The organism is Sphingomonas sp. Ant H11, assembly GCF_000797515.1.
In the GTDB taxonomy this organism is placed as follows: domain Bacteria; phylum Pseudomonadota; class Alphaproteobacteria; order Sphingomonadales; family Sphingomonadaceae; genus Sphingomonas.
This window is the reverse complement of record NZ_JSBN01000041.1, coordinates 1-25767: the sequence shown is the minus strand read 5'-3', so window position 1 is coordinate 25767 and position 25767 is coordinate 1. Positions and strand designations below refer to the sequence as shown.

The window sequence follows — 25767 nt, the reverse complement described above, 5'->3', positions numbered from 1 at the left end:
TGCTTGCCCTTTACGCGTGCCGCAGTAGAGCGCGATCTCGGTCTAGGAAAGCGGTTTGGATGAAGCTTGGTTCGTTGACGCGCATGGTGGATCGGGATTGGATCCGTCTGAGCCTGATCGCCTGGCTGTGTATCGCGGTCTATTTCCTCCACGATCGCTGGGTCGGCATCCATTATCTGCAGCTGGGCGACACCGACGACAATATGCGGCTGATGCAGGTGCGCGCCTGGTTGGGCGGGCAGGCTGGTACGATCTGCGTCAATATCGGCTGAACCCGCCCGGCGGCTATGACATTCACTGGAGCCGGATCGTCGATTTGCCGATCGCCGGGCTGATCCTGCTGCTGCGTCCGTTCGTCGGCGCGCGCGAAGCCGAGATGCTCGCTTGCGGCATTGCCCCGCTGCTGCCGCTGAGCATCGCCATCCTTGGCCTGGGGGCCACGGTCCGGCGCCTGATCAGCCCCTATGCCTGGCCGCTCGCAATCGCCTTGCTGCTCTGCTGTTCGGCGACGCTCTTGATGTACATGCCCGAACGCATCGATCATCACGGCTGGCAGCTCGCCATGCTCAGCCTGACGGTGGCGGGCCTGTCCGATCCAAAGGGGATACGCGGCGGTGCGATCGTCGGCTTGGCGAGCGCGGTGTCGCTCGCGATCGGGCTGGAGATGCTGCCTTATGCCGCCATCGCTGGTGCGATCCTCGCGCTGCGCTGGATCTGGGATCGCGCCGAAGCCCAGCGCTTGTCGATCTATGCGCTGTGCCTGGGGGCCGGGAGCGGAATCGGCTATGCGCTGTTCGCCTCTTACGGCAACGCCGCGCTGCGCTGCGACGCGCTGACGCCAGTATGGCTGAGCGTGATGGTGATGGCGGGCGCTTTGCTGTTCGCACTGGCCTGGTCCAATCCCGCCAATCGCTGGGTGCGCCTCGCGCTTGCCATCGCGGCGGGCGCGGTGATCGTGATCGGCTTCGCTTTGGTCTTTCCGCAATGCCTCGGCCGCCCCGAACAGGCCTCGCCCGAATTGCAGAAGAACTGGCTCAACATGATCCGCGAGGCGCGGCCAATCTATGTCCACCCGTTCCGCGTTGCGTTCCCGGTCGCGATCATGCCGGTGGTCGGCGTGATCGGCGCGATCATCGCGACGTGGCGCGCGCGCGGCACCGCGCTGGGTGCGGCGTGGGCGACGGTCTTGCTGTTCGTCACCGGGGCCGCCTTGCTGCTGCTGTGGCAAGCGCGCGCAGGGCCGGCCGCGCAGATGCTGTCGGTGCCCGGCGCAGTGGCACTGGCGTGGCTGCTGATCCCCTATCTGCAAGCCCAGCGCTCGCCGCTGGTGCGCGTGCTCGGGACGGTTGCCGTGATCCTGCTGGTCGGCTCCGGGCTGTTTGCCGGGCTCGCTTTCCGCTTCCTGCCGATCGACCGGCCAACCAAGCGCGTCCAGATCATCGATCGCGCGAGCGGTTCGTGCCCGACGATGACGGCGCTGAGCCCGCTCAACCGTTATCCGGCGCAGACGATCTTCAGCTTCGTCGATCTGGGGCCGCGCATCATCACCATCACGCATCATAATGCGGTGGCGGGGCCGTATCACCGCAATGGCGATGCGATCCTGGACGTGCAGCACGCCTTTTCCGGCACGCCGGAGAATTTCCGCGCGATCGCCAAGCGCCACGGTGCGACGATGTTGCTGATTTGCCCGAACATGGCCGAATCGACGATTTACCGCGTGCGCGCGCCCGGCGGCTTTTACGACCAGCTCGCCCACCGCAAGACCTTCGATTGGCTCGAGCCGCTGCCGTTGCCTGCCAAATCGCCGCTGCGGCTGTGGCGGATCAAGCCAGACTGATCTTGATCCCGTCGATCACGAACTGCACGGCGAGGGCCGCCAGCAGCACGCCGAGCAGCCGCGTGATCACCGCTTCGATCTTGGCCCCCAGCACGCGCATGATCGGCCCCGCAGCAAGCAGGGAAACCAGCGTCAGCAGCAGGATCGTCGCCAGCGCACCGAGCACGACAAGCGAGCGCTCGATCCCCTCATTGCGGCCCATCAGCAGCATGACCGAGGCGATCGACCCCGGCCCTGCGATCATCGGCATCGCCATCGGGAAGATCGAGACGTCTTCATGCGGCTCGGCGGCGACCTTGGCGGCGCGGTCCTCGCGGCGTTCGGTGCGCTTTTCGAACACCATTTCCAGCGCGATCAGGAACAGCATGATCCCGCCCGCGATGCGAAAGCTCGCCAGGCTGATCCCCAGCCCATGCAGCAAGGCTTCGCCGAACAACGCGAACACCAGCAAAATGCCCGCCGCGACCAGCACCGCGCGCAGCGCCATCGCCCGCGCATGCACCGGCGTCGCCCCCGCCGTCAGCCCGGCATAGATCGGCGCGCAACCGGGCGGATCGATCACCACGAAAAAGGTGATGAGCGAGGAGATGTAGAGTTCGATCATTTGGGCGCAGCAATCTTGTCGTCGAGAGCGTCAACCATCGCGCGGCCATCCCAATAGCTCGCCATGAATCTCCGATCGCCGTTGGAGCGCACCACCCACAGCCAGGTAACAGTATCGTCTCTTGATCCACCCATAGCTGATTTTATGCCGGGCTTCGGTGGACCGGCAATGGTCATAACGCCAGCCACCACTCTTACGCTCCCCTTGTTACCGCAGTAAGCACTTACGATCTTCGCTTCCCCGGGATGCTGCCGCCCGACCTTCAAATCATCCCCACCATCGACGATCCACTTCCAGCCGCCATCCGGTTGGCGCTGCCACACGGTGGAGAAATAGCCGACCGACCCGTCGGGCCGCTTCCACCCGCCGGTGTTGACCGCGAGTGACCCATCGCACGACACATAACTCGCGGTCGGCCACCACTCGATCGCCTTGGCCGGGTCGGTGCGGTCCTTCAGCCACACTTGCGCATTGACCGGCTGCGGCACGAACATCGTCGCATCGCTCGCCGCCCATTTACGGAACGCGGTCCATTGCCCGAGCGTCTGCGCATCGGCGGCAAAGGCGCGTTCGGCGTCGAGGGCGGACCCAAGCTCCGTTCGCCCTGAGCCTGTCGAAGGGCTCCTCTCCGCGCGCGCGGCGGCAGGGGCTTCGACAGGCTCAGCCCGAACGGATGTTGGGGAAGCGGTCGCCGCCAGCAGCAAGGCTGCGATCACAACTCCCCCTCGCCGACCACGCCTTCGCGCCGCTCGGCCGAGAGCAATGCGTTGCGCAGCAGGCAGGCGATCGTCATCGGGCCGACCCCGCCCGGCACCGGCGTCACCGCGCCCGCCACGCTCATCGCGCCCGCGAAATCGACATCGCCGACGAGCCCGGCCTCGGTGCGGTTGATGCCGACATCGATCACCGTCGCGCCGGGTTTCAGCCATTCGCCCTTGATCATTTCGGGCCGCCCGACCGCCGCCACGACGATGTCGGCGCGCTTGACCACGCTCGACAGATCGCGCGTGCGCGAATGCGCGACCGTGACGGTGCAGCTTTCCGCGATCAGCAATTGCGCCATCGGCTTGCCGACGATGTTCGAGCGCCCGATCACCACCGCATCGAGCCCGGCGAGATCGCCCAGCACATCCTTCAGCAGCATCACGCAGCCAAAGGGCGTGCACGGCACGAACCCCGGCAGCCCCGTCGCCAGCCGCCCGGCATTGACCGGGTGGAAGCCGTCGACATCCTTGTCGGGGTCGATCCGGGTGAGCACGGTGCGCTCGTCAATATGCCCCGGCAGCGGCAATTGCACGAGGATGCCGTCGATCGCGGGATCGGCGTTGAGCGCATCGACCAGATCGAGCAGCGCGTCCTGCGGCACATCCGCAGGCAGGCGATGCTCGACGCTGACCATCCCGGCCTCACGCGTCGCCTTGCCCTTATTGCGGACGTAAACCGCCGAGGCCGGATCTTCCCCCGACCAGCACCACCGCCAGCCCCGGCGCGCGCCCGGCCTGGCCCACGAACGCCGCGACCCGCGTGGCAATGCGCGCGCGCAAGCCCGCCGCAAAGGCTTTTCCATCAATCAACGCGGCGGTCATGCCAGGAACTTTCGGTTTGGAACGGGCAGTTTAGAGCGGGGCTCCGAGGAGCAGATGCGCATCGAGGTTGACCAGCACGATGCTGATCAGCCGCAGGATCAGCAGCACGGCGAACGGCGCCAGATCGAGCGCCCCGAAATCGGGCAGCACGCGGCGCAGCGGACGGTACAGCGGGTCGGTCCCGCGATTGAGCCCGGTATAAATCGCCCGAATGAACTCGTTATAGGTGTTGATCACATTGAACGACACCAGCAGCGACAGGATGACCTGCACCAGCACGATCAGCGTCACCGCGTCGATCAGGACCTGCAAGAGTTGGATGATCGTATGCAAAAAGCGTCTCCGACGTTGGTGGGCCTATTCTAGCGCGATCGCGCCGATGCGACCACCCCTGGCGACGAACGGTGCTTAGCGCCGCACCAGCGTGCCCGCCCCGCGCCGGGTGAAGATTTCCAGCAGCATCGCATGCGGCACGCGCCCGTCGAGAATGACGGCGGCGTCCACCCCGCCCTCGACCGCATGGACGCAGGTTTCGAGCTTGGGGATCATGCCCCCCTTGATCGTGCCATCGGCGCGGAGTGCCGCGACGCCCGCGGGGTCGAGATCGGTCACCAGTTCGCCATTCTTGTCGAGCACGCCCACCACATCGGTCAGCATGAACAGGCGTTCCGCGCCCAGCGCTGCCGCGATCGCGCCCGCCATCGTATCGGCGTTGATGTTATAGGTGTGCCCGTCGGCCCCGATCGCGATCGGCGCAACCACCGGGATGATCCCGGCCTGCGACAGCGTATCGATGATGCGCCGGTCAACCCCGACCGGCTCGCCGACAAAGCCCAGATCGACATGGCGTTCGATCCCCTGCAAGGTGTCGGGCGTATCGCGTCCGACCTTGGCAGCGGTGACGAAGCCCGCATCCTTGCCCGAAATGCCGACCGCGCGCCCGCCCGCCTGGCCGATCCAGCCGACGATTTCCTTGTTGATCGATCCTGCCAGCACCATTTCGGCAATGTGCGCGGTCTCGGCATCGGTCACGCGCAAGCCATCGACGAAGCGCGATTCAACCCCCAGCCGCTTGAGCATCGCGCCGATCTGCGGGCCACCGCCATGCACCACCACCGGGTTGATGCCGACCGCCTTCATCAGCACCACGTCCTCGGCGAAATCGCGCGCGAGTTCGGGGTCGCCCATCGCATGCCGCCATATTTCACGACAAAGGTCTTGCCGGCGTAACGCTGCATATACGGCAGCGCCTCGACCAGCGTCTCGGCCTTGGCGAGCAATTCGGGGGCGGGGGAATGATCGGTCATGGCGGGAACCTTCTGCTCCCCTCCCGCTCGCGGGAGGGGTTGGGGGAGGGCCTGTCGGGCAGTCGCGGCGCTCCATGCCCTCCCGACGCCAGCCGCGCAACAGCGCGCATGGCGCAGGACACGAATCTCAGCGGTCGAGCCGCTTCCCCAAGGCGACGAAGCCGGTGATCAGGAACGGCACCAGCACGATCGACAGCACCACTTTGGTCAGCATCTGGCCCGCCATTAGTTCGACGATCGGGCGTTCGCCATAAAAAGAGATCGAGATGAACAGCACGGTGTCGACGATCTGGCTGACGACGCTCGCCACCATCCCGCGGAACCACACCAGCCGCCCGCGCCCCTCTTGTCCCTTCAACTTGTCGAAGATGAAGACGTTGAGCGTCTGCGATGTGCCATAGGAGATGAATCCCGCAACCATCATCCGCAGCCCCTGTCCGACGACAATCGGAAAGGCGGCGACGGCGGGCGGGTACATGCCCGAATCATTGGGCAGCGCCAGCACCAGCTGAATCAGCAGCGCCGACACGATCAGCGGCACGAACCCGAAGCGCACCAGCGCGGTCGCGGTCTTTTGCCCGTGCAATTCGGCCACCGCGCTCGACAGCACGACCAGGATCAGGAAGCCGAAGATCCCCGCCTCGACCGCAAGCGGCCCCAGCGCGACCTGTTTGACGCCGAGCACGCCCGCCATGCAGACCATGCCGCCGTACAGGATCGAGAAAACGAAAAGCGAGCGCGGAATGCCGCCAACCGCGGTGGGAGCAGGGGTGTTCATCGCAGCGACGCTAGCCGGTTTCGCCGCCAGGTCAAAGCACGCGACGCGAGCCGAGCCACCGCAAACCCCTATCGCTCACGAAACCCACGTGTATGGTGGGCCGCCGTGCGCGCCGATTGCGGCGGCCTGGGCGTTACTGCGGGGGACATGTGGGTACTTTTCCGGTCGGCATCATAGGCATCCTCGTCATCCTGGGACTCGCCTTCCTGCTGTCGAACAACAAGCGCGCGATCCGGCTGCGCGTCGTCGGGGCGGCGTTCGCGCTGCAAGTGACGATCGCGTTCATCGTGCTGCGCAGCGACGTCGGCCGCCACGTGATTGAGGGCATGTCGCGCGGCGTCTGGGCGCTGCTCGGCTATGCCAAGGCGGGCACGATGACGATTTTCGGCGGCCTTGCCAGCGACCCCACCTTCGGCAGCGCGTTCGTCTTTTCGGCGCTGCCGGTGATCATCTTCTTCGCGGCCTTGGTCTCGATCCTCTATCACCTCGGCATCATGCAGTTCGTCATCCGCTGGGTCGGCGGTGCGATCGAGACGGTGATCGGCGTGTCCAAGGTCGAGGCGCTGTGCGCCGCCGCCAACATCTTCGTCGGCCAGAGCGAATCGCCGCTGGTGATCCGCCCCTATCTCGCCAGCCTCACCCCGCCGCAATTGTTCGCGGTGATGACGGTCGGCATGTCGGGCGTGGCCGGCACGATCCTGCTCGCTTACGCGACCTTCCTCGGCCAGGGGGCGCTGCCTTATCTGCTCGCCGCATCGTTCATGTCGGCACCGGGCGGGCTGTTGATGGCCAAGATCATCATGCCCGATGTCTCGCTGACCCCCGTCGGCGAATTGCCATTGGGGGACGATCCCGAAGAAGCCGTGCTCCACGTCGCCGAACAGGCGCTGGAGGAAGAACGCGCCGCCAACCTCATCATGGCGGCGGCCAACGGCGCGCAGACCGGCGTGCGCATCGCGGTCGCGGTCGGCGCGATGGTGCTGGCGTTTGTCGGCCTGGTCGCGCTGGCCAACGGGATGCTCGGCGGCATTGGCGGCTGGTTCGGCTATCCCGACCTCAGCTTCCAGGGCATTCTGGGCTATGTCTTCGCGCCAGTGATGTACCTGCTCGACATCCCGTGGAACGAAGCCCGCATTGCCGGGCAATTGTTCGGGCAGAAGATCGTGCTCAACGAATTCGTCGCCTTTATCGATCTCGGCAAGATGAAGGATCTGTCGCCGCACACCACCGCCGTGGTGACCTTTGCCTTGTGCGGCTTCGCCAATTTCTCGTCGATCGCGATCCAGATGGCCTCGACCGGCAGCCTTGCCCCCAACCAGCGCCCGATGATCGCCAAGCTCGGCCTGCGCGCGCTGGCGGCGGGGAGTCTGGCGAATTTGATGTCGGCGGCATTGGCGGGGTTGCTGCTGGGGTAGCGCGAGTCTTTTTCTCACGCGAAGGCGCGAAGCAGCGACGAAGAGATAAGAATTGGTTCGCGCAGAGGCGCGGAGGACGCGGAGAACGCGCGCCCGGCGTCAATCGGGAGACCGAATACGGAGCGAATTTGGACGCACAGGAGGCTGCTTCACTCCCCCCTTCTCTGCGTCCTCCGCGCCTCTGCGCGAACAAACCTTCTTCTCTTCGCGCTTCGCGTGAAAAGGATACGCGCAGCGCTCAGCGCCGCAGCATCGCCTTTTTCAGCTTGGCGTGCGCCGAGGCCTTGATCTGGCACACCCGTGCCGCGCCAACGCCGATCACCTGGCCGATCTCCTCCAGGTTCATTTCCTCGACATAATAGAGCTGCACCACCAGCATTTCGCGCTCGGGCAAACTGGCGATCGCGGCGATCAGCGTGTCGCGCTCCTCGCCCTCGGATAGCTGTGCGAAGGCGTCGGGTTCGTCGCTGGCGAACCACGGCCCCTCGTCCGAATAGACATCCTCGATCGGCTCGAAGCGCACCGGCTGCGCATTGGCATAGTCCAGCCGCAGCTTGTCCGGCGTCACCCCCAGCCGGGCGGCGACCTGCGCTTCCTCGGGCGCGTGGCCGAGTTCGGTGGTCATTGCAGCGACCGTCTCGGCATAAAGACGTTTGCGCTGCATCGCGCCGCGCGTGATCGTGGCACTGCGGCGCAGCGCGTCGATCATCGATCCGCGCACGCGCGTGACCAGATATTGCTCGAAGGTGACTTGCCCGCGCTCCTCGAAAGCGCTGGCCGCTTCCACCAAGGCGACAAGCCCGATCTGCACCAGATCCTCGACTTCGATCGCGGACGACATGCTGCCATGCACGTGCCACGCGATCCGCCGCACCAATGGCAAGTGCTTCTTCGCCAGCAGCGACAGGTCAGGCGCGCCGGACCGGCGATAGACCAGCGGCATCGCCTCGGTGAAGGTCGCGAAATCGGGCTGCGCGGTCATGCGGGCAGAGCTCCAGGGGCACCGATTACGGCGACGACTTCGACCGATTTGTCCTCGGGGACTTCGAAGAAGCTCATCACCGGAATGTCGGGCAGACAGGTTTTGACGAGTTTGCGGATCGCCACGCGGATTGCGGGCTGGACGACGAGCGCGAACGGCTTGGCCTCATCGACAAAGGGTTGCGCGGCGCGTTGCAGCGCGTCGACGATGCGGCGGCCGAGATCGGGCTCGATCGTGTGGCGGCGCGACGGATCGCTGCGCATTGCCTGGCCGAGCAGGCCTTCCAGCCCGCCCTCCAGCGTCATCACGCGCAGCGGCTCGCGTACGCCGCACAGTTTGCCGATGATCAAGCCGCCGAGAGCAGGGCGGATCGCCTCGATGATCTCGTCGGCGTCGAGCGTCTTCTGCGCGGCGACCGCGATCGCGGCGGCGATGCGGCGGAATTCCTTGAGCGGGATATTCTCGGCCAGCAGCCCGCGCAGCACTTGCGTCAGCGTGGTCAGCGGCAGCGGGTTGGGCGACAGCGACGCAACGAGGTTGGCGGCGCGCTCCTTGAGGCCGTCGAGCAGCGCCTGCACTTCATCGGGGCCGAGCAGTTCGGCGGCATGCACGCCCAATTGATGGTTGAGATGCGTCGCCATGACGGTGCCGGGATCGACCACGAGATAGCCCGCACCCGTTGCCGCATCGGCATCGCCCGGCGCGATCCACACCGCATCTAGCCCGAAGGTCGGGTCCTTGGCGCGCTTGCCCATCAGGCCGCCAACCGCCTGCCCGGTATCGAGCGCCAGCATTTCCTCGGGCGAAACGCTGTCCTCGCCAACGACCACGCCGCCGACGATGATGCGATAGGCGTAGGGCGACAGATTGATGTCGTCGCGCACCCGCACCTGCGGGATGACGAAGCCCATTTCCTTGGACAGCTGCCGCCGCACCCCGGTGATCCGCCCCATCAGCGGCGCACCGCGGCGCTCGTCGACCAGCGGCACCAGGCCATAACCGATGTCGAGATTCACCTGCATCGTGTCGGCGACTTCGTCCCAGCCGATCTTGGAATGGTCGACTGGCTCTGCAGGCACGGTTTCCACAGGGCCGGGCGGTTGGCGGCCTGGCGCATCTTCCAGGCGGCAAAGCCAGCCAGCGCGGCGGCGGGCAGGATAACGAGGTGCGGCATCCCCGGCATCATCCCCAGCAAGGCGAGGATGATCGCAACCGGCGTCCACGTCCGCGCCGATCCGAACTGGCTGCCGATCTGGCCCGCCAGATCCATGCTCGAGGTAACGCGCGTCACGATCGCCGCCGCCGCGATCGACAGCATCAGCGACGGGATCTGCGCGACCAGCGCGTCGCCGATCGCCAGCAGCACATAATTATGCGCCGCCGCCGAGATCGTCATGCCGTGGCTGACTGGCCCCAGGATCAGGCCGCCGATGATGTTGGCGGCCAGGATCAGCAGGCCCGCAACCGCGTCGCCCTTCACGAATTTGGACGAACCGTCCATCGAGCCGTAGAAATCGGCCTCGGTCGCCACTTCGACGCGGCGCACTTTGGCTTCTTCCGGGGTGATCAGGCCGGCGTTGAGATCAGCGTCGATCGCCATCTGCTTGCCGGGCAAGGCGTCGAGCGTGAAGCGTGCCGAAACTTCGGACACGCGCCCCGCGCCCTTGGTCACCACGATCATGTTGATGATCACCAGGATCGCAAAGACGAACAGGCCGACGACATAATCGCCGCCGATCAGGAAGGTGCCGAACGCTTCGATCACATGGCCCGCAGCACTTTCGCCTTCATGCCCATGCACCAGCACGACGCGCGTCGAGGCGACGTTGAGGCTGAGGCGGAACAGCGTCGCGAACAACAACACCGTCGGGAAGGCCGAGAAATCGAGCGGTTTCTGCGCGTTGAGCGACACCATCAGCACCGCAAGGCTGATCGTGATGTTCATGATGAAGAAAAACGTCGAGCAGCGCCGACGGGATCGGCACCACCATCAGCACGACCAGCAGCAGGATCGCCACCGGCAAAGCAGCGGAACGCAGCAGCGGCAACACGCCGCCGGATTTCAGGCCACCCGACTTCAACGCAATCGCCACCGCTTACGCTCCCATCTGCGCGAGCATCATGTAGGCCAGCCGGGCATTGGCAGGCGTCGGACGCAGCAAACTGGCGCTTTCGACGCGCGCGCCATTGCCGCCGGCCGCACCGCTTAGCCGGTCGAGCGTCGACTGCGCCCACACGGCCGCATCGGCGGTCGAGCTTTCGTCATTGCCGGGAATGACATCCGCCCCCCAGCTCCCGAGCCGCGTCGCCGCGAGTCCTGACACCGCCGCAACCGGCGCGCTGGCCCCGGCGGCACTCTGGTCGAGCTTGGCCGAGAAGCGGCTGTAAATGTCGGCAAGCGAGCGTGGCTCGCCATTCGCGGCAAAGAAGACGCTGCGATTGGCATGGGCGGCGGCGGGGAACATCGACGCGCCGCTTTTATCGGGGGAGGTCTGCAAAGCGGTCAGGAACGAGCGTGCGCCGCCAAGGCCCAGGAAGTGGGCCATATAAAGATCGGTGCCGGTCGCCGTCCGCCCGGTCGCGCTTTCCAGCGCATTCTTGTTATCGCTGGCATGTTCGGCCGCCATCATCGACGCCGTGGCGGGATCGTTGCGCAGCGCCAGGATCGCGCGGCGCGTCGCGGGATCGGCAACCGTCGCGCGGCCGGTCGACGTGACGCTGATCGCATCGGCCGCCCAGCCAAGCCCATGTTCGGCCCCGTGCGCCTTGACCACGCGCAGCCAGCTTTGGTCGACGAATTGATACAGGCCGGTCGCGCTCGACGTCCCCGCTTTGGCATCGGCGCGCAGGCCGCTTTCCAGCTTCGCCTGGCCCAGCAGATAGTTGAAATCGATCCCGGTCCGCTGGCTGGCATTGGCGATCGCCGTACGAATCGCCCCGCCGCCGAGGCTTTTCACCTCGCTGGCGGCACCGTTCAAAAGGGAGAGTGGATTGAAAGGCATCGGTCCCCGGCTGCGTCCTGGCTATTCGAGCGAATAGTCAGACGAACACCAGCAAGAGCCGTGCCAGTTATCCTTAATTAGACGTAAGCCACGCTCGGGTCAGGCGTAAGCCGCAATCCCCATGCCCGGGCGATACACCGTCCCCGGGGCGGAGCCGACCGCCACACCGGCAGACCCGGTCAAGGTTTGCAGGCGGCGGCGAACATTTGCCGCCATCAGGTTGACATAGATGCGGCAGGTCTCGTTCAGGCGATGCGCCTCATCGGCAAGCGCGCGCAATTCCGGGCTGGCGGGTCCAGTGCCGAACGCCGCAATCGCTTCGATCGCGCCGAGCTTTTCCTGAGTTGCCGCCTCAAGCGCGAGCACGTCATTGGTCTTGAGCGCCGCAATCTCCGCATGGAGCGATTCGATGACGCGGATCAGCGCATCCCGCCGCGAGGAACCGGGAGAGGTCATTTCTTCGGGCTCCAATAGAGTTTCAGGGCGAGCATCCGATCGGCAATGGTTTCGGGAAAGAGCGGATAGCTGCCGTCGCGCACGGCCTGGCGCACCTGTTCGACCCGCTTGCTTTCGACCGGGGCCTGCTTTCCAAAGTCAAAAGCGAGCGCCGACAGTTCCAATTGCTTGGCCGCCGCCTCGCTCGGCTGCGCTGCCGCTTTTGCGGTTTGCGCAGATGCTGCCACCGGCACGACCAGACGGTCTTGGGTCGTGACAGCCTTTGCTCCGATCGGTTCCACCATTGCCTGCACCTTTGCGGTTTCCGCTGACATGATGGAAGAACGACCGATCGCGACGGACCTTAAGAAATTATTCTATCCATCGGCAGATACGGTGCCGACTCATTCGGTCCAACCGGGCAGTGTAGCGCGGCCATTGGCGATCGCGACCGCCTGGATCGGCGCGCGCGCGCTGTCGATCTTGACCAGAAAGCGCCCTCCGGCGACCGCATCGCCCGCTGCAATCCCTTCCCGGGTGATCGAAAAGCCCGGCGATCCGGCGCTGATCGTCACCGGGTCGCCGCGCTTGATAACATAGACCGGCCGCAGCGGGGTCGCTTCCGATGGCGTGATGACCAGCGGAGCCGCTCCCTTGGGCACCACGGCCGGGGTGCGGATCGGCACGAACAACCGCCATTGCGGCCCAGTGCACGTGACCACCACCGCGTCATGCGTCTCCGACCGCCACGCCATCGAAACCATCGGGCAGGCCGCCAGCTTCAGGCGGCTGTCGACCGGGGTCCGCGCGCCCCCTTCCTCGCCGATCGCCTTGCCGGCAAAGGCGGCAACCGCGCGGTCGAGCGTGGCGGTATCCTGAAAGGCTGGTGCCGCAGCCGCCGGGCTGACCACGGCGATCAACACCAAGGGGAGATGACGCAACATCGCATTATCCTCTGCAAAAGCGGCAAAGCGCGGTTGCCGGGCGGCACATCATTGCCGCCCTCCCGCATAGCCGGTGGAAACGGTCACGCTGCGCTGGCCCGGGCGGGCGGCAGCGACGATGGTGATACGGTTAGCCGGAACCGCGTGCGCCAACAGCAGCGCGCTTGCCACCGCCCGCGCGCGGTCAGCGGCCAGCACGGCACCGCTGCCAGTGACCGGGTCAACATCGGCAGGCGAGCCATCGACCGCCCCGGCAACGCGCAACAGCACCCGGCGGTCGCGGGTCGCTTCGCGGGCCCAGCCGATCAACGCGTCAGGGGCCGTCGGCAGCACTGCCGAGCCCGGCGCAAAACCACGTATCGCCCCCGCCGACACCGCCATCGGCTCGGGCGTCGGGACGGACGACGGAGCAACCGCATCCCGCACGCCAAAGCCAGCGCGCAGCCCGCGCGCGAGCGCTGCACGGTCCAGCTGCTGGCTTGCCTGCAACAATACGAAAAATCCGACCAGCAGCAGCGCGAGATCGGCGAGTGTCATCAACCAGATCGGTCGTGAGGGCGTGAGGTCGGGAAGATCATCGTCAAGGGCGGGCGACATCATGCCACCTCCGCCATCACCGCGCGCGGGGCCTCGCGGGCTGCGAGCGCAATTAACGGGGCGTCGAGCCGCAAACGCTCCACCGCCTCATCCCGCGCGTGGCGGCGCAAGCGTGCCGCAATCGGCGCAAAGACCAGATTGGCCAGCAGCGCGCCATAGAGCGTGGCGAGCAAAGCGACCGCCATCGCCGCCCCGATCGCACTGGGATCCCGCATTTTAACGAACATGCCGACCAAGCCGATGAGCGTGCCGATCATGCCCATCGCAGGGGCGGTATCGGCCGCCCCGGCCCACAGCTCGGCTGCCGCCACGGCCCGTTCGCTCCGCGCGCGGCGGCGCTGGCGGAGCATATCCGCCACGTCGTCCGGTGCGCCGCCATCGACGATCAGCGCGACCGCGGCGGCGACATCGGTATCGGCGATGACCGAACGATCGAGCGCCATGACGCCGTGGCGGCGAGCGATCCGGCCAAAGGCGACAATCTGGTCGAGCAGCCCGTCCGCAACAAAATGCCGCCGCCCCAAGGTCCGCATGGCCGCAACGCCATTCGCCAGATCGCGCGCGGGGGTACGCAGGATCATCGCGGCAAGCGTGCCGCCGCCTACGATCGCGAAGGCGATGGGATCAAGGAACGGGGCGAGCAAGGCTATCATCCGCCTCGACACTGCAAGGCGCGGGCCAGATTGCCCCGGATTGACGACACGCCGAGCGATGCGAACCATCCACGCCGTCTTCGCCCGCACCGGAGGCAAAACCGGCAACCGCGTTGCCGCCGGGCGGCAAGCCCTTGCCGGTCACGCGTACCGCAGGCCCTTTTCTGCCGCTCCAGCCCATTTGGCACGGCCTTTGCTGATACCCCGTTGCGCAATCCGGCGCAGGAGACGGGCGATGCCCAACGAAGGCCTTTTCGGAGTTCATGGTGCCGCACTCGAAGTGCGCTCGCAGCGCATGGGTGTGCTCGCCTCGAACATCGCGAACGCCTCCACGCCGGGCTTCAAAGCGCAGGACGTGGATTTCCACACCGCGCTTGCGGCTGTGGAAAATGCGACGAACACGGGTGGCGACGTCAGCATCAAGGGCGCGCTGCAATATCGCGTGCCGTCGCAGCCGTCGCTTGATGGCAACACCGTCGAACTGTCGACCGAACAGACCGCCTTTGCCGAAAAACGCCGTCGCCTATCAGACGACATTGTCCTTCCTCAACGGGCGCATCGGGCAAATCACCCGCGCGTTGAAAGGCGAATAAGCATGGCCGATCAGCCGCTCACCATTTTCCAGGTCGCCGGGCGCGCCATGTCGGCGCAGCTCGTGCGGATGAACACGACCGCGTCGAACCTCGCCAATGCCGGGTCCGTCGCGACCAGTGCCGACACCGCCTATCGCACGATCAAGCCGGTGTTCCGCACCCAGTTCGACAAGGCGACCGGGCTCGCCACCGTCAATGTCGAAAGCATCGTCCAGGCCGGCGAAACCCCAAACAAGCGCTACGATCCGTCGCATCCGCTCGCCGACAAAGACGGCAATGTGTGGGAATCGGCGGTCGATGAAACGCGCGAGCTGGTCGACATGATGGAGACCGCGCGCAGCTACCAAAACAATGTCGAGGTCATGCAGACCGCGAAATCGCTGATCCTCGATACCCTCAAGATGGGACGGTAAACCATGGCTTCGACCTTCGATTCCACGCTGAGCAGCCTCGGCATAAATTCCACCACTGCCAACACGACGAGTTCGGCAGTGGCCAAGAGCTCGCAGTCGCTTGGCACATCGGACTTCCTCAAGCTGATGACCGCGCAGCTGCAGAATCAGGACCCCTTCGCGCCGGTCGATAACAATCAGATGGTCGCCCAGCTCGCGCAGATCACCAGCACGTCGGGCATCAGCGACATCAACACCACGCTGAAGGCCATTCAGGACAAGCTCGGCTCGACCTCGGCCAGCGACGCACTGTCCTATGTCGGGAAGACCGTGCTGACCGAAGGATCAACCGCTTATGGCCGCACCTCGGGCGGCCTGGCCGGCGCGGCGGAGCTCGATGCGACGCGACCAATGTGACCGTCTCGATCCGGGATGCCAATGGCCAGACGCTCAAGACGCTGTCGCTCGGCGCGCAAAAGGCCGGCACCGTGTCCTATGACTGGGATGGCAAGACCGAGAGCGGTGCCGACGCCGGCACCGGCCCGTTCACCGTTTCGGTCGCCGCTGCCGCGAACGGCACCAGCGTTACCAGTCGCAACCTCGTCTGGGCCCCCGTCGCGGCGGTCTCAATGCCCAGCTCAGGCACCCCTGTCCTCACCGTGCCCGGCGTCGGGCAAGTCCCCATCACCGCCGTCCGCCAGGTCGGCTGATCCCCTCACCCCCATCGTCCAAGGAGCACCGCAATGTCTTTCTACACCTCGCTCAGCGGCCTGCAGGCGGCCCAGACCGAACTCTCGGCCGTTTCGCACAACCTCGCCAACGTTTCGACCAACGGCTTCAAGAAGAGCCGCACCGATTTCGCCGACGTGATCGCATCGAGCATCTCGACGGATCCGACCAAGATCGTCGGATCGGGCGTGGTGGTGAAGGCCAACAAGCAGCAGTTCACCGAAGGCAACCTCAAGACCACGGGTGCCGCACTCGATCTCACCGTCGCCGGCGACGGCTTCTTCGCGGTGAAGACCAGCGGCCTCAACACCAGCACCGCTTATACCCGCAACGGTGCCTTCCAGATCGATCCGACCACGCACAACATCGTCGACGCGCAAGGGTCAACGCTGCTCGGCTATCCCGTCGATGCCAAGGGTAACGTGACGGCGAGTGGTGCCGATGGCCTGGTGCCGATCAACCTGCCGCAAACGAGCGGAACCCCGGCACCGACCGGCAATGTCGCGCTGAAGGTCAACCTCTACGCGGCCGCCTCGGTCCCGACGACCACCTTCGATCCGGCCAACGCGTCCAGCTACAACAGTTCGACGACGTCGACGATCTATGACTCGTCGGGCAAAGCGAGCACGTTGACCAATTACTATGTCCACACCGGCACCGACGCGTGGACCGTCCACAGCTTTGTCGGCGACAAGGAACTCAGTGTTGGCGGCTCGACGACCGGCACCCCGGTCACCTTCGACGCAAGCGGCAAGATCACCGCGCCGACCACGCCGGTGTCCTATGATGCTTTCACGCCGACCACGGGCGGCGTTTCGCAAACGCTGAAGTTCGATCTCTCCGGATCGACCCAGAATTCCACCGCTTTCTCGGTCAATGCGCGCAGCTCCGACGGTTCGTCGGTCGGCGATCTGTCCGGCGTTACCGTCAATTCCGAGGGCATGGTCACCGCGACCTATTCCAATGGCGATACCACCGCGCTCGGCAAGGTTGCGCTCGCCAACTTCTCCAACCCCGCCGGCCTGCGCCAGGATGGCGACAGCTATTGGTCGGCCAGCGGTGTGTCCGGCCAGGCGTCGCTTGGCTCGGCGAAGGAAAACGGGTTCGGCTCGCTGCTCTCGGGCACGCTCGAAGGGTCGAACGTCGATATCACCGAGGAACTGGTCGCCCTGATCGCGGCGCAGCGCAATTTCCAGGCGAACTCCAAGGCGCTCGATACCAGCAACCAGATCACGCAGACGATCGTCAACCTGCGCGCCTGACAGGAGCCTAATCGGAGCATAGCATGGACAAGCTGGTCTATACGGCGGCCTCGGGCCTCAAGGCGCATCTCGCGTCGCAGGCGGCGATCGCCAACAATATGGCGAACGCGTCCACGACCGGCTTTCGCGCCGATCGCGTCGTGTTCGACCGGCTGTCGCTGCAAGGCTCCGATTTCGACACCCGCACCCCCGGCCTCGGCCGAAGTGGTCGACGCCGATCGCAAGCCCGGCGCGATCCAGCAGACCGGGCGGTCGCTCGACATTGCGATCACCGGCGAAAGCTGGCTCGCGGTGCAAGCGACCGACGGGAGCGAAGCCTATACCCGCCGCGGCGATTTGCAGGTCGCGCTTCGGGCGTGCTGCAGACCGGCGACGGGTTCCCGGTGATCGGGTCGGGGGGCCCGATCACCGTCCCGCCCGCGCAGAGCATTTCGATCTCCGAGGACGGCAAGCTGTCGATCGTCCCGCTGGGCGGCGACGCCCGCAACCCGCAAGTGATCGACACGCTGAAGCTCGCCAGCCCGAAGGGGTCGGAGACGGTGAAGGGCACCGACAATTTGCTGCACGTCAAGGGTGGCGGCGTGCTGCCGAGCGACCTTGACGCCAAGCTCGAGACCGGTGCGCTCGAGGGGTCCAACGTCAACATGACGCAAGCGCTGGTCGATATGATCGAGAATCAGCGCAGCTACGAAGTCCAGGCCAATTTGATGAAATCGGCCAAGGACATGGATGAAAGCGCCGCATCTGTGATGCGGCTGCCGTCTTGAAGGGAATAGACCATGGGTAGTGCAGCCATGCAAATCGCGCGGACTGGGATCGATGCCCAGGACATGCGCATGCGCGTCATCTCGAACAACCTCGCGAACGTCAACACGACCGCGTACAAGAAGGATCGCGCGGCGTTCGAGACGCTGGCGTACCAGACCGTTACCGCGCCGGGCGCACCGAGCACCGCCGAATCCAAATATGCCACCGGCCTGAACCTCGGCACCGGCGTGCGGGTGCAGGGAACCGCGCGGATCGACACGCAAGGGTCGTTTCAGCAGACCAATGGCAGCCTCGATCTCGCGCTCGACGGCGACGGCTATTTCCAGGTGCAGATGCCCGGCGGCACGCTCGGCTACACCCGCGCCGGCAATTTCTCGCGTTCGCCCGAAGGCCTGCTCGTCACCAGCGAGGGCTATCAAGTGCAGCCCGGCATCACCATCCCCGAAAATGCCAGCGGCATCACCATCGGCACCGATGGCACCGTCTCGGCGATCGTGTCGGGGCAGACCGGCTCGACCCAGCTCGGCCAGATCCAGGTGGCCAGCTTCCCCAATGCGGGGGGGCTGCTCAACAAGGGCGACAATTACCTGGTCGAAACCTCGGCCAGTGGTGCCGCCAATCTCGGCGTGGCCGGGCAGGATGGGCGCGGCAACATCCGCCAGGGGCAGCTCGAAGGCTCCAACGTCAACGTCGTGGAGGAGCTGGTCGACATGATCGAGACGCAGCGCGCCTATGAGGTCAATTCAAAAATGATCTCGGCCACCGACGAAATGCTCAAATATGTTAACCAAAATATCTGATGGTTAATCCGATGAAACCATCCGCCCTCCGAATCGGCCTGATCGTCGCCGCCCTGCTGGCCCCCAGCGCCGCCAACGCGAATCTGTTCGGCAAGAAGAAGCCGCCGGTCGATTTCTCGGCGGCCTTCCCGCCGCCGCCGCCCGCCGCCCCACCGGCCGCGACCGGGTCGATCTTCCAGGTCTCGCAAGGCTATGCCGCATTGTACGAAGGCACGCGCGCCCGCCGCGTCGGCGATCCGCTGACGATCGTGCTGGTCGAGCGCACCGCCGCCTCCAAATCGGCGAGTTCCAAACTCGATTCGAGCGGCGGCCTCGGCATCACGCCGCCGACCACCGGTGCCCTGTCGCTGTTCAAGGGCACCGACGCGAGCGCAAGCGGCACGCGCAGCTTCACCGGCCAGGGCGCGACCGACCAGTCGAACACGCTGTCGGGCGAAGTCAGCGTCACCGTCAGCCAGGTTTTCCCCAACGGCACGATGCTGGTCCAGGGCCAAAAGCGCGTCACGCTCAATCGCGGCGATGAATTCGTGCAGATCAAGGGCCTGATCCGCGTCGCCGACATCGACGCCGACAACCGCGTTTTGTCCACGCGCGTGGCCGATGCGCAGATCGCCTATACCGGCAAGGGCGATGTCGCACGTGCCAGCCGCCAGGGCTGGCTCAGCCGGTTCTTCTCCGTCGTTAGCCCCTTCTGAGGATTGCCCGGATGCGTCGCTTCCTGATCGCCTTGCTCGTCGCGCTGACCGTGGCGACGCCCGCTTATGCCGACCGGATCAAGGATCTCGGCGGCTTCCAGGGCATCCGGTCGAACCAGCTGACGGGTTATGGCATCGTCGTGGGGCTGCCCGGCACGGGCGACGACAATCTCGAATATACCATCCAGTCGATGAAGGCGGTCGCCTCGCGCTTCGGCCTGCAACTCCCCTCGAACGTCAACCCCGGCCTGAAGAACGCCGCCGTAGTGCTGATCACCGCCGATTTGCCCCCCCTTCGCCAAGCCGGGCCAGAAGCTCGACATCACCGTCGCCTCGATGGGCAAGGCCAAGTCGCTGCGCGGCGGCGCTCTGATCCTGACGCCGCTGCTCGGTGCCGATGGCCAGATCTATGCGATGGCGCAGGGCAACCTGGCGGTCGGCGGCCTGGGCGCTGAGGGCAAGGACGGATCGCAAATCGTCGTCAACATCCCCTCGGCCGGCCGCATTCCCGAAGGCGCGACGGTCGAGCGTACAGTGCAGACGGGGTTCGAAACCACGCCGGTGCTGACCTACAACCTCACCCGCGCCGATTTCACCACCGCGCAGAATGTCGCCGCCGCGATCAATTCGCGGTTAGGGGCGGGCAGCGCGCAAGCGGTCGATGCTGTGTCGGTATCGGTACGCGCGCCGATCGGTGGCGATGTGCGGGCGACGCTGATGAGCGAGATCGAAAATCTCGACGTTGTCTCGGCTGAACCCTCGGCCAAGGTGATCGTCAATGCGCGCACCGGCACGGTTGTGATCAACTCCACCGTGCGCGTCGGCAGCGCCGCCGTCACCCATGGCAAGCTGACCGTCCGCATCGACGAAACCGAAAAGGCGAGCCAGCCCGCCCCGTTCAGCCAGGGCCAGACCACCAAGGAACAGAAGTCCGCAGTTGCGGTCGATGAGGAAAAGCACCCGATGTTCCTGATCGAGCCCGGCCCCAAGCTCTCCGACGTGGTCAAGGCGGTCAATGCGATCGGGGCGTCGCCCGCCGATCTGGTCGCGATCCTGGAAGCGTTGAAGGAAGCCGGTGCGCTCAAGGCGGAGCTGATCATCTTGTGAGCGAGATTCCTGCCATCACGCCGGTCGCGGCACCCGCCATTTCGGCTGGCGTCGGAGTCGACACCAGCCGCCTGCAAAGCCGCGCCAATCTGGAAGCCGCAGGCAAGAAGTTCGAAGCCGTCTTCACCAACATGATGGTAAAGGCGATGCATTCGACGCATCTCGCCGAGGACACGCTGTTCGGATCGAAGGGCATGGACACCTTCAAGGACATGCAAAGCACGCAACTCGCGCAGAGCATGGCCGAGCATGCGCCGCTCGGCATCGGCAAGGCGATGACCGATTTCCTCGCGAAATCGCAAAAGGGATTGCAGGCCGATCCCCCGGGTGATCAGCCGTGAGTGATCTGCTCGGCATCGGTGCGAGTGGCGTGCGCGCGTATCAGACCGCGCTGACCACCGTCTCCGAGAACATCTCCAACGCGAGTACGCCCGGCTATGCCAAGCGCACGACCGATTTGCGCGAGATCGCCCCGGCCAACAGCCTGACCGCCAACAATGCGACGACCACCGGGCAGGGCGTTTCGGTCGCCGGGGTCACGCGCGCGGCGGATTCGCTGCGCGCGGCCGATGTGCGCAATGCAAGCGCGGACCTCGCGCGGAGCGAAACCGGCATTGCCTGGCTCGACCGGATCGAAACCGCGCTCACCGGCAACCAATTGGGCGACCGCCTGACCGGGTTCTTCAATGCCGCCAAGGCCGTCGCCGCCGACCCGACCTCGACCACACCGCGCAGCGCGCTGCTCGAACAGGCCAGCTCGGTCGCCAACAGCTTCACCGCAACCGGCAAGGCGCTCAACAATCTCGATGCCGATGTGGATGCCACGGCCGACAATGCCGTTGCCACGCTCAACACGCTGGGCGCGTCGCTCGCCAAGGTGAATGAGGGGCTCGGCCGCGTCACGCCGGGGTCGAACGGTGCCGCCCAATTGGCCGATCAGCGCGATGCCATCCTGGATCAGATCAGCGCCATCTCCGATATCACGGTGACAACCGATTCGGTCGGGCGCGCAACGGTCAAACTCGGCAATGCCGGTGGGCCGACCTTCGTCGAAGCCAATCAGGCCGCCAACGTCACGTTCGCGCGCGGCACCGATGGCACGGTGTCCTTTGCGCTCCATACGCAGCAAGCGGTTTCGACCGTCACGCCCAATGGCGGCGCGCTCGCCGGTGTCATCGATGGCGCGGCCCGCATCGCGGACGCGCGCACCAAGCTCAACACCATCGCCACCGCCTTTACCGATGGCGTCAACGCCGTGCAGGCGCAGGGCAACGACCTCGACGGCAAAAGCGGGGCTGCGTTGTTCTCGGTCGGCACCACGCCGACCGACATTTCGCTGTCGCTGACCGATCCGCGCGGTGTCGCCGCCGCTGGGGCGGGTAAGGGCGTGCGCGATAACAGCAATCTCGCCAATCTCGATACGCTGCGCACGAGCGGCGCGTTCGAAGCCAACACGACCGCGTTGATTTCCAGCAACGCATCGACGCTGGCCAATCGCAAGCAAGTCGCCGATGCGCAAAGTGCCATTCGCGACAATGCGGTCGCCGCGCGCGATGCCGTGTCGGGTGTCAATCTCGACAGCGAAGCAGTCGACCTGCTGCGCTTTCAGCAGGCCTATCAAGCATCGAGCCGGGTGATCCAGGTCGCGCGCGACACGCTGCAGTCGATTCTCGATATCCACTAGAGGCCGCCATGCAAATCGGGACCAGCCAATTCTACGCCACCGGCGCATCGCAGCTCGGCAAGCTGTCGGCGCAGGCGGACACGCTCAACACCCAGATCGCGACGGGCAAGAAGATCACCGCGCCCTCGCAGGACGTGGTCGCCTATAATCGCCTCAGCGCGATCAAACAGGCCAATGCCGACAACACCGCTTATGCCAGCAATATCAGCCTCGCAAAATCGTTGCTGCAGCAATCCGACACGACGCTCACCGCCGTCACCTCGCAGCTCCAGCGTGCCGCCGAACTGACCACCCAGGCCGCCAACGGCACGCTGAACGACGCCAATCGCAAGGCGATCGCGACCGAGCTGCAAAGCATCCGCGACGATCTGGTGAACTTGGCGGGAACGACCGATGCGCGCGGCCAGCCGCTGTTCGCGGCGGCGACGGGCAAGGGCGCGGTCACGCAGGCCGCCGACGGGACCGTCACGTTCGACGGAACCGGTGAAGTCCCCGCGATTCCCGTTGCGACGGCACCGACGTCCGCGCGACCGACAGCGCGCAGCGCGTGTTTGGCGGGATCTCCGACGGCAAGGGCGGCACCACCGATATTTTCGCGGTGTTGTCGACCTACATTTCGGCGCTCAACGCCGGTGGCACGGCAACCGCCACTGCCGCATCGGGCACCGCCGCCACCGCGATCCAGTCGGCGCTCAACCAGGTATCGGACGTGCAGGGTTCGGTCGGTGCGCGCGCCGCCCGCCTCGATATCGTCTCGTCCCAGGCGACCGACGCCGCGGGCGCGCGCGAAGTGGACCGCACCGCGCTTGAGGATACCGATATTTCCACAGCGATCGTCGATCTGCAAAAGACGATGACGATCCTGCAGGCAACGCAGGCGAGCTTCACCAAGCTCGGCCAGCTTTCTCTGTTCGACTATCTGAAATGACCGCGCGCACAGCGCGCCCGAACAAAAATACCCTGCGTGGTTAACCGATTGGCGACGTATCCGCGCTAACCCTCAGAAATACCGCACGCCTTCTGTAGGGCGGGCCAAAAAGGGGCACCCCGCGACTCATGTTTCCCGTCATCGGCCTTGTCGTCCTTCTCGTGATGATCTTCGGCGGCTTCGCGATCACCGGCGGGGCGCTCGGCCCGGTGATGGAAGCGATTCCCCACGAAATGCTGATCATTGGCGGTGCTGCGGTCGGCGCGCTGATCATCGGCAATTCGATGAAGGAGCTGAAGGCGCTGGGCGGCGGCCTGATGAAGGTGTTCAAGGGCCCAAAATATAAGAAGCAGGATTATCTCGACGTCATCTTCCTGGTGTCGAAGCTGATGAAGATGCTGCGTACCGAAGGGCCGATCGCACTCGAACCGCATGTCGAGGATCCGCAATCCTCCGCCGTCTTCGCCGAATATCCGCGCCTGCTCGCCGACCACACGCTGGTCAACCTGATCGCCGACACATTGCGGCTGGTGGTGGTGTCGTCGGGCACGCTCGACGTCCATGCGGTCGAGGACGTGATGGACAATATGATCAAGACGCATCACCACGAAGTCGAAGGCCCGCAAGGGACCATCGCGACGCTGGCGGATGCGCTGCCCGCACTCGGCATCGTCGCGGCGGTGCTCGGCGTGGTCAAGACGATGGGCTCGATCGACAAGCCGCCCGCGATCCTGGGCGCGATGATCGGGTCGGCGCTGGTCGGCACCTTCATGGGCGTGCTGCTGGCGTACGGCATCGTCGCCCCGCTCGCCAACCGGCTGAAGCAGGTCATCGAGGCCGACGCCGCGATCTATCACGTCGTCAAGCAGATCATCATCGCCTCGCTCCACGGCCACCCGCAGCCGCTCGTCATCGAAGCCGCCCGCTCGGGCATCGCGCACTCGAACCAACCCGCTTCGCCGAGGTGTTCGACGGTCTGCGGGGGCGGTAAGCGTGGTCTGGTCCACGCCTTCGCGTGAAAATTCTTTGGCCGGTGTCCGCTAATGGCCACCGCGCGCGCGCCGCACGGCACCAACCTGCCGCCCAAGATCATCTACAAGAAGGTCTATATCGAAGGGCATGGCGGCCATCACGGCGGCGCGTGGAAGGTCGCTTATGCCGATTTCGTCACCGCGATGATGGCGTTCTTCCTGCTGATGTGGCTGCTGGGTGCAACCAACGAAAAGCAGCGCAAGGCGCTCGCCGACTATTTCTCGCCCACTCTGGTGCAACTGAAGGAAAACAGCGCGGGCTCGATGGGCCTGTTCGGCGGATCTTCGATCACCGACCAGGACAATTACCAGCATAAGGCATCGCAGACCGGCACGCGCTCGATGACGGTGCCGGCCGACGCCGTCGGCGGCGCACAGGTCGGCACCGGGCAAAAGGGCACGCTCAAGGATCGCGCAGCGCTATCCGCCGAGGATCGCAAGAATTTCGAGACGATGAAGCGCCAGATGGCGCGCGCAATGGCGGCAACGCCCAATCTCGCCAAGCTGTCCAACCATGTCCGCTTCGTCCAGACGCGCGACGGCTTGCGGATCGATCTGCTCGACGATGCCGACTATTCGATGTTCGACCTGGGCACGACCCAGCTTGAACCGCGCGCCTCGGCGCTGATCGGCCTTGTCGCCCAAACGATCAAGGACACCGAGAACCCGATCATGATCCGCGGCCATACCGACAGCCTGGGCTATGGCGACCCGCTGGCGATGAACAACTGGATGCTGTCGAGCGCGCGCGCCGAGGCAACGCGGCGTCGGCTGGCCGCAGGCGGCATTGGCGAAACGCGCTTCAATCGCATCGAAGGCGTCGCCGACCGCGAACCGATCATCAAGGGCAACCCCACCGATCCGCGCAATCGCCGAGTCGCGATTACCTTGCTGTACCGCGCGACCAGCTTCGGTCAGTGACCGTCGGACCAAACCCGATCCAGAATCTCGTCAAATGGGGCGTGCAGGCCGCGCTCGGCGTGTTTCTTCTCTATGGGTTGACCGCGCTGCCCGATTTCGACGGCCGCTGGGGCGTTTCGCTCGCCAGTATCGTGGTGGCCTTGGGCTGGATCGCCCTGGCAGGATTCGGCTTTCGCCTGTTGCGCGATCCGCCCGCGCCGCTGCCGGTCGCGGCATTGGCGACCGTCCTGATCGTGGTGCGCGTCGCTTTCGCGCTGTTCGCGGTGGGGCGAACCTCGACGGGCGACCCCAATAGCTACCTCAATTTGGCCAAGGGTCTGCTTGCGGGCCAGGGCCTGGTCATCCACGAGCCATATTTCGGCAGTGCCTGGCGCGCGCTGTTCCCGCCACTCTATCCGCTCCTTCTGGCGGGCTGGGGCGCGCTTGCCGGATTTACCACGCCGTCGGTGCTGGCGCTCGGAACACTGATCGATGGCACTGCGGCGTGGTTGATCGTCTTATTGGGCCGCCGCCTCGGCCGCGCAGTCGCGGGACGACGCGCAGCGTGGCTTTATCTGATGTGGCCGTCCGTGCTGTTTTCGGCACCGCTCGCACAAAAGGAGGGGCTGTGCGGGCTGCTGATCCTGGCGCTGGCACTGGCCTGGATCGACCGTCGACCCGGCTGGCGCGGCGCGCTCGCGCTGGGGCTGCGGCCGGGCTGCTCGCTTTGAGCCA

Annotated in this window: 23 protein-coding genes and 9 pseudogenes; 18 read left to right on the top strand and 14 right to left on the bottom strand. The window is 65.5% G+C overall.

What is annotated here, in order from left to right:
- Positions 1–59: 59 nt before the first annotated feature.
- A pseudogene (locus tag NW75_RS09145) lies at positions 60–1840 on the top strand (AcrB/AcrD/AcrF family protein).
- On the opposite strand, the gene NW75_RS09140 reads toward NW75_RS09145, so the two are convergent.
- From NW75_RS09140 to NW75_RS09115, 6 genes and pseudogenes are all read right to left on the bottom strand, one after another.
- On the bottom strand, positions 1827–2444 hold the full coding sequence (locus NW75_RS09140) for a MarC family protein (RefSeq protein WP_033964854.1): 618 nt from the start codon (positions 2442–2444) through the stop codon (positions 1827–1829). The pseudogene NW75_RS09145 and the gene NW75_RS09140 sit on opposite strands and share 14 nt — an antisense overlap.
- Positions 2441–3160 carry a hypothetical protein gene (locus NW75_RS09135; protein ID WP_033964853.1) on the bottom strand — a complete coding sequence of 240 codons (720 nt, stop codon included), beginning with the start codon at positions 3158–3160 and terminating at the stop codon, positions 2441–2443. The genes NW75_RS09140 and NW75_RS09135 overlap by 4 nt, the downstream gene beginning before the upstream one ends.
- A pseudogene (gene folD / locus NW75_RS09130) lies at positions 3157–4030 on the bottom strand (bifunctional methylenetetrahydrofolate dehydrogenase/methenyltetrahydrofolate cyclohydrolase FolD). Before folD ends, NW75_RS09135 begins: the two are co-directional and overlap by 4 nt.
- A 30-nt stretch (positions 4031–4060) precedes the next feature.
- On the bottom strand, positions 4061–4363 hold the full coding sequence (locus NW75_RS09125; RefSeq protein WP_033964852.1) for a YggT family protein: 303 nt from the start codon (positions 4361–4363) through the stop codon (positions 4061–4063).
- A 75-nt stretch (positions 4364–4438) separates the two neighbouring features.
- Positions 4439–5337: pseudogene (gene argB, locus NW75_RS09120) on the bottom strand (acetylglutamate kinase).
- Between the two features lie 127 nt (positions 5338–5464).
- A complete protein-coding gene (locus NW75_RS09115) occupies positions 5465–6115 on the bottom strand; it encodes a queuosine precursor transporter (RefSeq protein WP_033964851.1) in 651 nt (216 codons plus the stop codon).
- 149 nt (positions 6116–6264) lie between these two features.
- Here NW75_RS09115 and NW75_RS09110 point away from each other — a divergent pair, with 149 nt between their 5' ends.
- The gene (locus NW75_RS09110) at positions 6265–7530 is read left to right on the top strand and encodes a NupC/NupG family nucleoside CNT transporter (RefSeq protein WP_033964849.1); all 1266 of its coding nucleotides are present in this window, start codon (positions 6265–6267) and stop codon (positions 7528–7530) included.
- 238 nt (positions 7531–7768) lie between these two features.
- Here the strand turns inward: NW75_RS09110 and NW75_RS09105 are convergent, their stop codons facing one another.
- From NW75_RS09105 to NW75_RS09070, 8 genes and pseudogenes are all read right to left on the bottom strand, one after another.
- Positions 7769–8512 carry a sigma-70 family RNA polymerase sigma factor gene (locus NW75_RS09105; RefSeq protein ID WP_033964848.1) on the bottom strand — a complete coding sequence of 248 codons (744 nt, stop codon included), beginning with the start codon at positions 8510–8512 and terminating at the stop codon, positions 7769–7771.
- A pseudogene (gene flhA / locus NW75_RS09100) lies at positions 8509–10503 on the bottom strand (flagellar biosynthesis protein FlhA). The gene NW75_RS09105 and the pseudogene flhA overlap by 4 nt, the downstream one beginning before the upstream one ends.
- Before the next feature lie 105 nt (positions 10504–10608).
- Complete coding sequence (locus tag NW75_RS09095) at positions 10609–11514, bottom strand: flagellar biosynthesis protein FlgJ (RefSeq protein ID WP_081988709.1); 906 nt, start codon at positions 11512–11514, stop codon at positions 10609–10611.
- A gap of 99 nt (positions 11515–11613) precedes the next feature.
- Positions 11614–11970, bottom strand: coding sequence for a flagellar protein FlgN (locus tag NW75_RS09090; protein ID WP_010405286.1), 357 nt, complete (start codon positions 11968–11970; stop codon positions 11614–11616).
- Entirely contained in the window at positions 11967–12254 is a 288-nt protein-coding gene (locus NW75_RS09085; RefSeq protein ID WP_010405287.1) for a flagellar biosynthesis anti-sigma factor FlgM, read from the bottom strand. Before NW75_RS09085 ends, NW75_RS09090 begins: the two co-directional genes overlap by 4 nt.
- A 99-nt stretch (positions 12255–12353) precedes the next feature.
- On the bottom strand, positions 12354–12893 hold the full coding sequence (locus NW75_RS09080; protein WP_171010591.1) for a flagella basal body P-ring formation protein FlgA: 540 nt from the start codon (positions 12891–12893) through the stop codon (positions 12354–12356).
- Positions 12894–12941: 48 nt separating this feature from the next.
- Entirely contained in the window at positions 12942–13490 is a 549-nt protein-coding gene (locus NW75_RS09075; protein ID WP_081988708.1) for a flagellar motor protein MotB, read from the bottom strand.
- Complete coding sequence (locus tag NW75_RS09070; protein WP_033964847.1) at positions 13490–14143, bottom strand: motility protein A; 654 nt, start codon at positions 14141–14143, stop codon at positions 13490–13492. The genes NW75_RS09075 and NW75_RS09070 overlap by 1 nt, the downstream gene beginning before the upstream one ends.
- A gap of 235 nt (positions 14144–14378) precedes the next feature.
- On the opposite strand from NW75_RS09070, the pseudogene flgB reads away from it, so the two are divergent.
- From flgB to NW75_RS09005, 16 genes and pseudogenes are all read left to right on the top strand, one after another.
- Positions 14379–14736 (top strand): annotated as a pseudogene (gene flgB, locus NW75_RS23705) (flagellar basal body rod protein FlgB).
- Between the two features lie 2 nt (positions 14737–14738).
- On the top strand, positions 14739–15149 hold the full coding sequence (gene flgC, locus NW75_RS09065; RefSeq protein ID WP_010405294.1) for a flagellar basal body rod protein FlgC: 411 nt from the start codon (positions 14739–14741) through the stop codon (positions 15147–15149).
- Positions 15150–15152: 3 nt separating this feature from the next.
- Positions 15153–15545 carry a flagellar hook assembly protein FlgD gene (locus NW75_RS26235; RefSeq protein ID WP_231565077.1) on the top strand — a complete coding sequence of 131 codons (393 nt, stop codon included), beginning with the start codon at positions 15153–15155 and terminating at the stop codon, positions 15543–15545.
- Positions 15542–15838, top strand: coding sequence for a FlgD immunoglobulin-like domain containing protein (locus NW75_RS26230; protein WP_231565076.1), 297 nt, complete (start codon positions 15542–15544; stop codon positions 15836–15838). The genes NW75_RS26235 and NW75_RS26230 overlap by 4 nt, the downstream gene beginning before the upstream one ends.
- Before the next feature lie 33 nt (positions 15839–15871).
- On the top strand, positions 15872–17119 hold the full coding sequence (locus tag NW75_RS09055) for a flagellar hook protein FlgE (protein WP_033964845.1): 1248 nt from the start codon (positions 15872–15874) through the stop codon (positions 17117–17119).
- Between the two features lie 23 nt (positions 17120–17142).
- Positions 17143–17886: pseudogene (flgF, locus tag NW75_RS09050) on the top strand (flagellar basal-body rod protein FlgF).
- Positions 17887–17898: 12 nt separating this feature from the next.
- Positions 17899–18687 (top strand): flagellar basal-body rod protein FlgG, encoded by a 789-nt coding sequence (flgG, locus tag NW75_RS09045; RefSeq protein WP_029622597.1) that lies wholly within the window; start codon positions 17899–17901, stop codon positions 18685–18687.
- Between the two features lie 11 nt (positions 18688–18698).
- Positions 18699–19382, top strand: a complete 684-nt coding sequence (locus NW75_RS09040) for a flagellar basal body L-ring protein FlgH (protein WP_033964867.1) — start codon at positions 18699–18701, stop codon at positions 19380–19382.
- Between the two features lie 11 nt (positions 19383–19393).
- Positions 19394–20489, top strand: a pseudogene (locus NW75_RS09035) (flagellar basal body P-ring protein FlgI).
- The gene (locus NW75_RS09030) at positions 20486–20830 is read left to right on the top strand and encodes a rod-binding protein (protein ID WP_033964843.1); all 345 of its coding nucleotides are present in this window, start codon (positions 20486–20488) and stop codon (positions 20828–20830) included. Before NW75_RS09035 ends, NW75_RS09030 begins: the two are co-directional and overlap by 4 nt.
- The gene (gene flgK, locus NW75_RS09025; protein WP_033964842.1) at positions 20827–22173 is read left to right on the top strand and encodes a flagellar hook-associated protein FlgK; all 1347 of its coding nucleotides are present in this window, start codon (positions 20827–20829) and stop codon (positions 22171–22173) included. Before NW75_RS09030 ends, flgK begins: the two co-directional genes overlap by 4 nt.
- An 8-nt stretch (positions 22174–22181) precedes the next feature.
- Positions 22182–22622, top strand: a pseudogene (locus NW75_RS26225) (flagellin N-terminal helical domain-containing protein); the annotation flags it as partial.
- A gap of 98 nt (positions 22623–22720) precedes the next feature.
- On the top strand, positions 22721–23101 hold the full coding sequence (locus NW75_RS26220) for a flagellin (protein ID WP_231565075.1): 381 nt from the start codon (positions 22721–22723) through the stop codon (positions 23099–23101).
- 128 nt (positions 23102–23229) lie between these two features.
- Positions 23230–24092, top strand: a pseudogene (gene motA, locus NW75_RS09015) (flagellar motor stator protein MotA).
- Positions 24093–24144: 52 nt separating this feature from the next.
- Positions 24145–25053, top strand: coding sequence for a flagellar motor protein MotB (locus NW75_RS09010; RefSeq protein ID WP_033964841.1), 909 nt, complete (start codon positions 24145–24147; stop codon positions 25051–25053).
- Positions 25050–25763, top strand: a complete 714-nt coding sequence (locus NW75_RS09005) for a hypothetical protein (protein ID WP_231565074.1) — start codon at positions 25050–25052, stop codon at positions 25761–25763. Before NW75_RS09010 ends, NW75_RS09005 begins: the two co-directional genes overlap by 4 nt.
- Positions 25764–25767: the final 4 nt, after the last annotated feature.

What these genes read in the sequence shown, in the direction of transcription:
- flgG (WP_029622597.1), top strand. Translation starts at nt 17,899, where the DNA reads ATGGGTAGTGCAGCCATGCAAATCGCGCGGACTGGGATCGATGCCCAG.
- NW75_RS09055 (WP_033964845.1), top strand. Translation starts at nt 15,872, where the DNA reads ATGTCTTTCTACACCTCGCTCAGCGGCCTGCAGGCGGCCCAGACCGAA.
- NW75_RS09085 (WP_010405287.1), bottom strand. Translation starts at nt 12,254, where the DNA reads ATGGTGGAACCGATCGGAGCAAAGGCTGTCACGACCCAAGACCGTCTG.
- NW75_RS09115 (WP_033964851.1), bottom strand. Translation starts at nt 6,115, where the DNA reads ATGAACACCCCTGCTCCCACCGCGGTTGGCGGCATTCCGCGCTCGCTT.
- NW75_RS09010 (WP_033964841.1), top strand. Translation starts at nt 24,145, where the DNA reads ATGGCCACCGCGCGCGCGCCGCACGGCACCAACCTGCCGCCCAAGATC.
- NW75_RS09095 (WP_081988709.1), bottom strand. Translation starts at nt 11,514, where the DNA reads ATGCCTTTCAATCCACTCTCCCTTTTGAACGGTGCCGCCAGCGAGGTG.
- NW75_RS09075 (WP_081988708.1), bottom strand. Translation starts at nt 13,490, where the DNA reads ATGTCGCCCGCCCTTGACGATGATCTTCCCGACCTCACGCCCTCACGA.
- NW75_RS09090 (WP_010405286.1), bottom strand. Translation starts at nt 11,970, where the DNA reads ATGACCTCTCCCGGTTCCTCGCGGCGGGATGCGCTGATCCGCGTCATC.
- NW75_RS09070 (WP_033964847.1), bottom strand. Translation starts at nt 14,143, where the DNA reads ATGATAGCCTTGCTCGCCCCGTTCCTTGATCCCATCGCCTTCGCGATC.
- NW75_RS09040 (WP_033964867.1), top strand. Translation starts at nt 18,699, where the DNA reads ATGAAACCATCCGCCCTCCGAATCGGCCTGATCGTCGCCGCCCTGCTG.
- NW75_RS26235 (WP_231565077.1), top strand. Translation starts at nt 15,153, where the DNA reads ATGGCTTCGACCTTCGATTCCACGCTGAGCAGCCTCGGCATAAATTCC.
- NW75_RS09080 (WP_171010591.1), bottom strand. Translation starts at nt 12,893, where the DNA reads ATGTTGCGTCATCTCCCCTTGGTGTTGATCGCCGTGGTCAGCCCGGCG.
- NW75_RS09105 (WP_033964848.1), bottom strand. Translation starts at nt 8,512, where the DNA reads ATGACCGCGCAGCCCGATTTCGCGACCTTCACCGAGGCGATGCCGCTG.
- flgC (WP_010405294.1), top strand. Translation starts at nt 14,739, where the DNA reads ATGGCCGATCAGCCGCTCACCATTTTCCAGGTCGCCGGGCGCGCCATG.
- NW75_RS09140 (WP_033964854.1), bottom strand. Translation starts at nt 2,444, where the DNA reads ATGATCGAACTCTACATCTCCTCGCTCATCACCTTTTTCGTGGTGATC.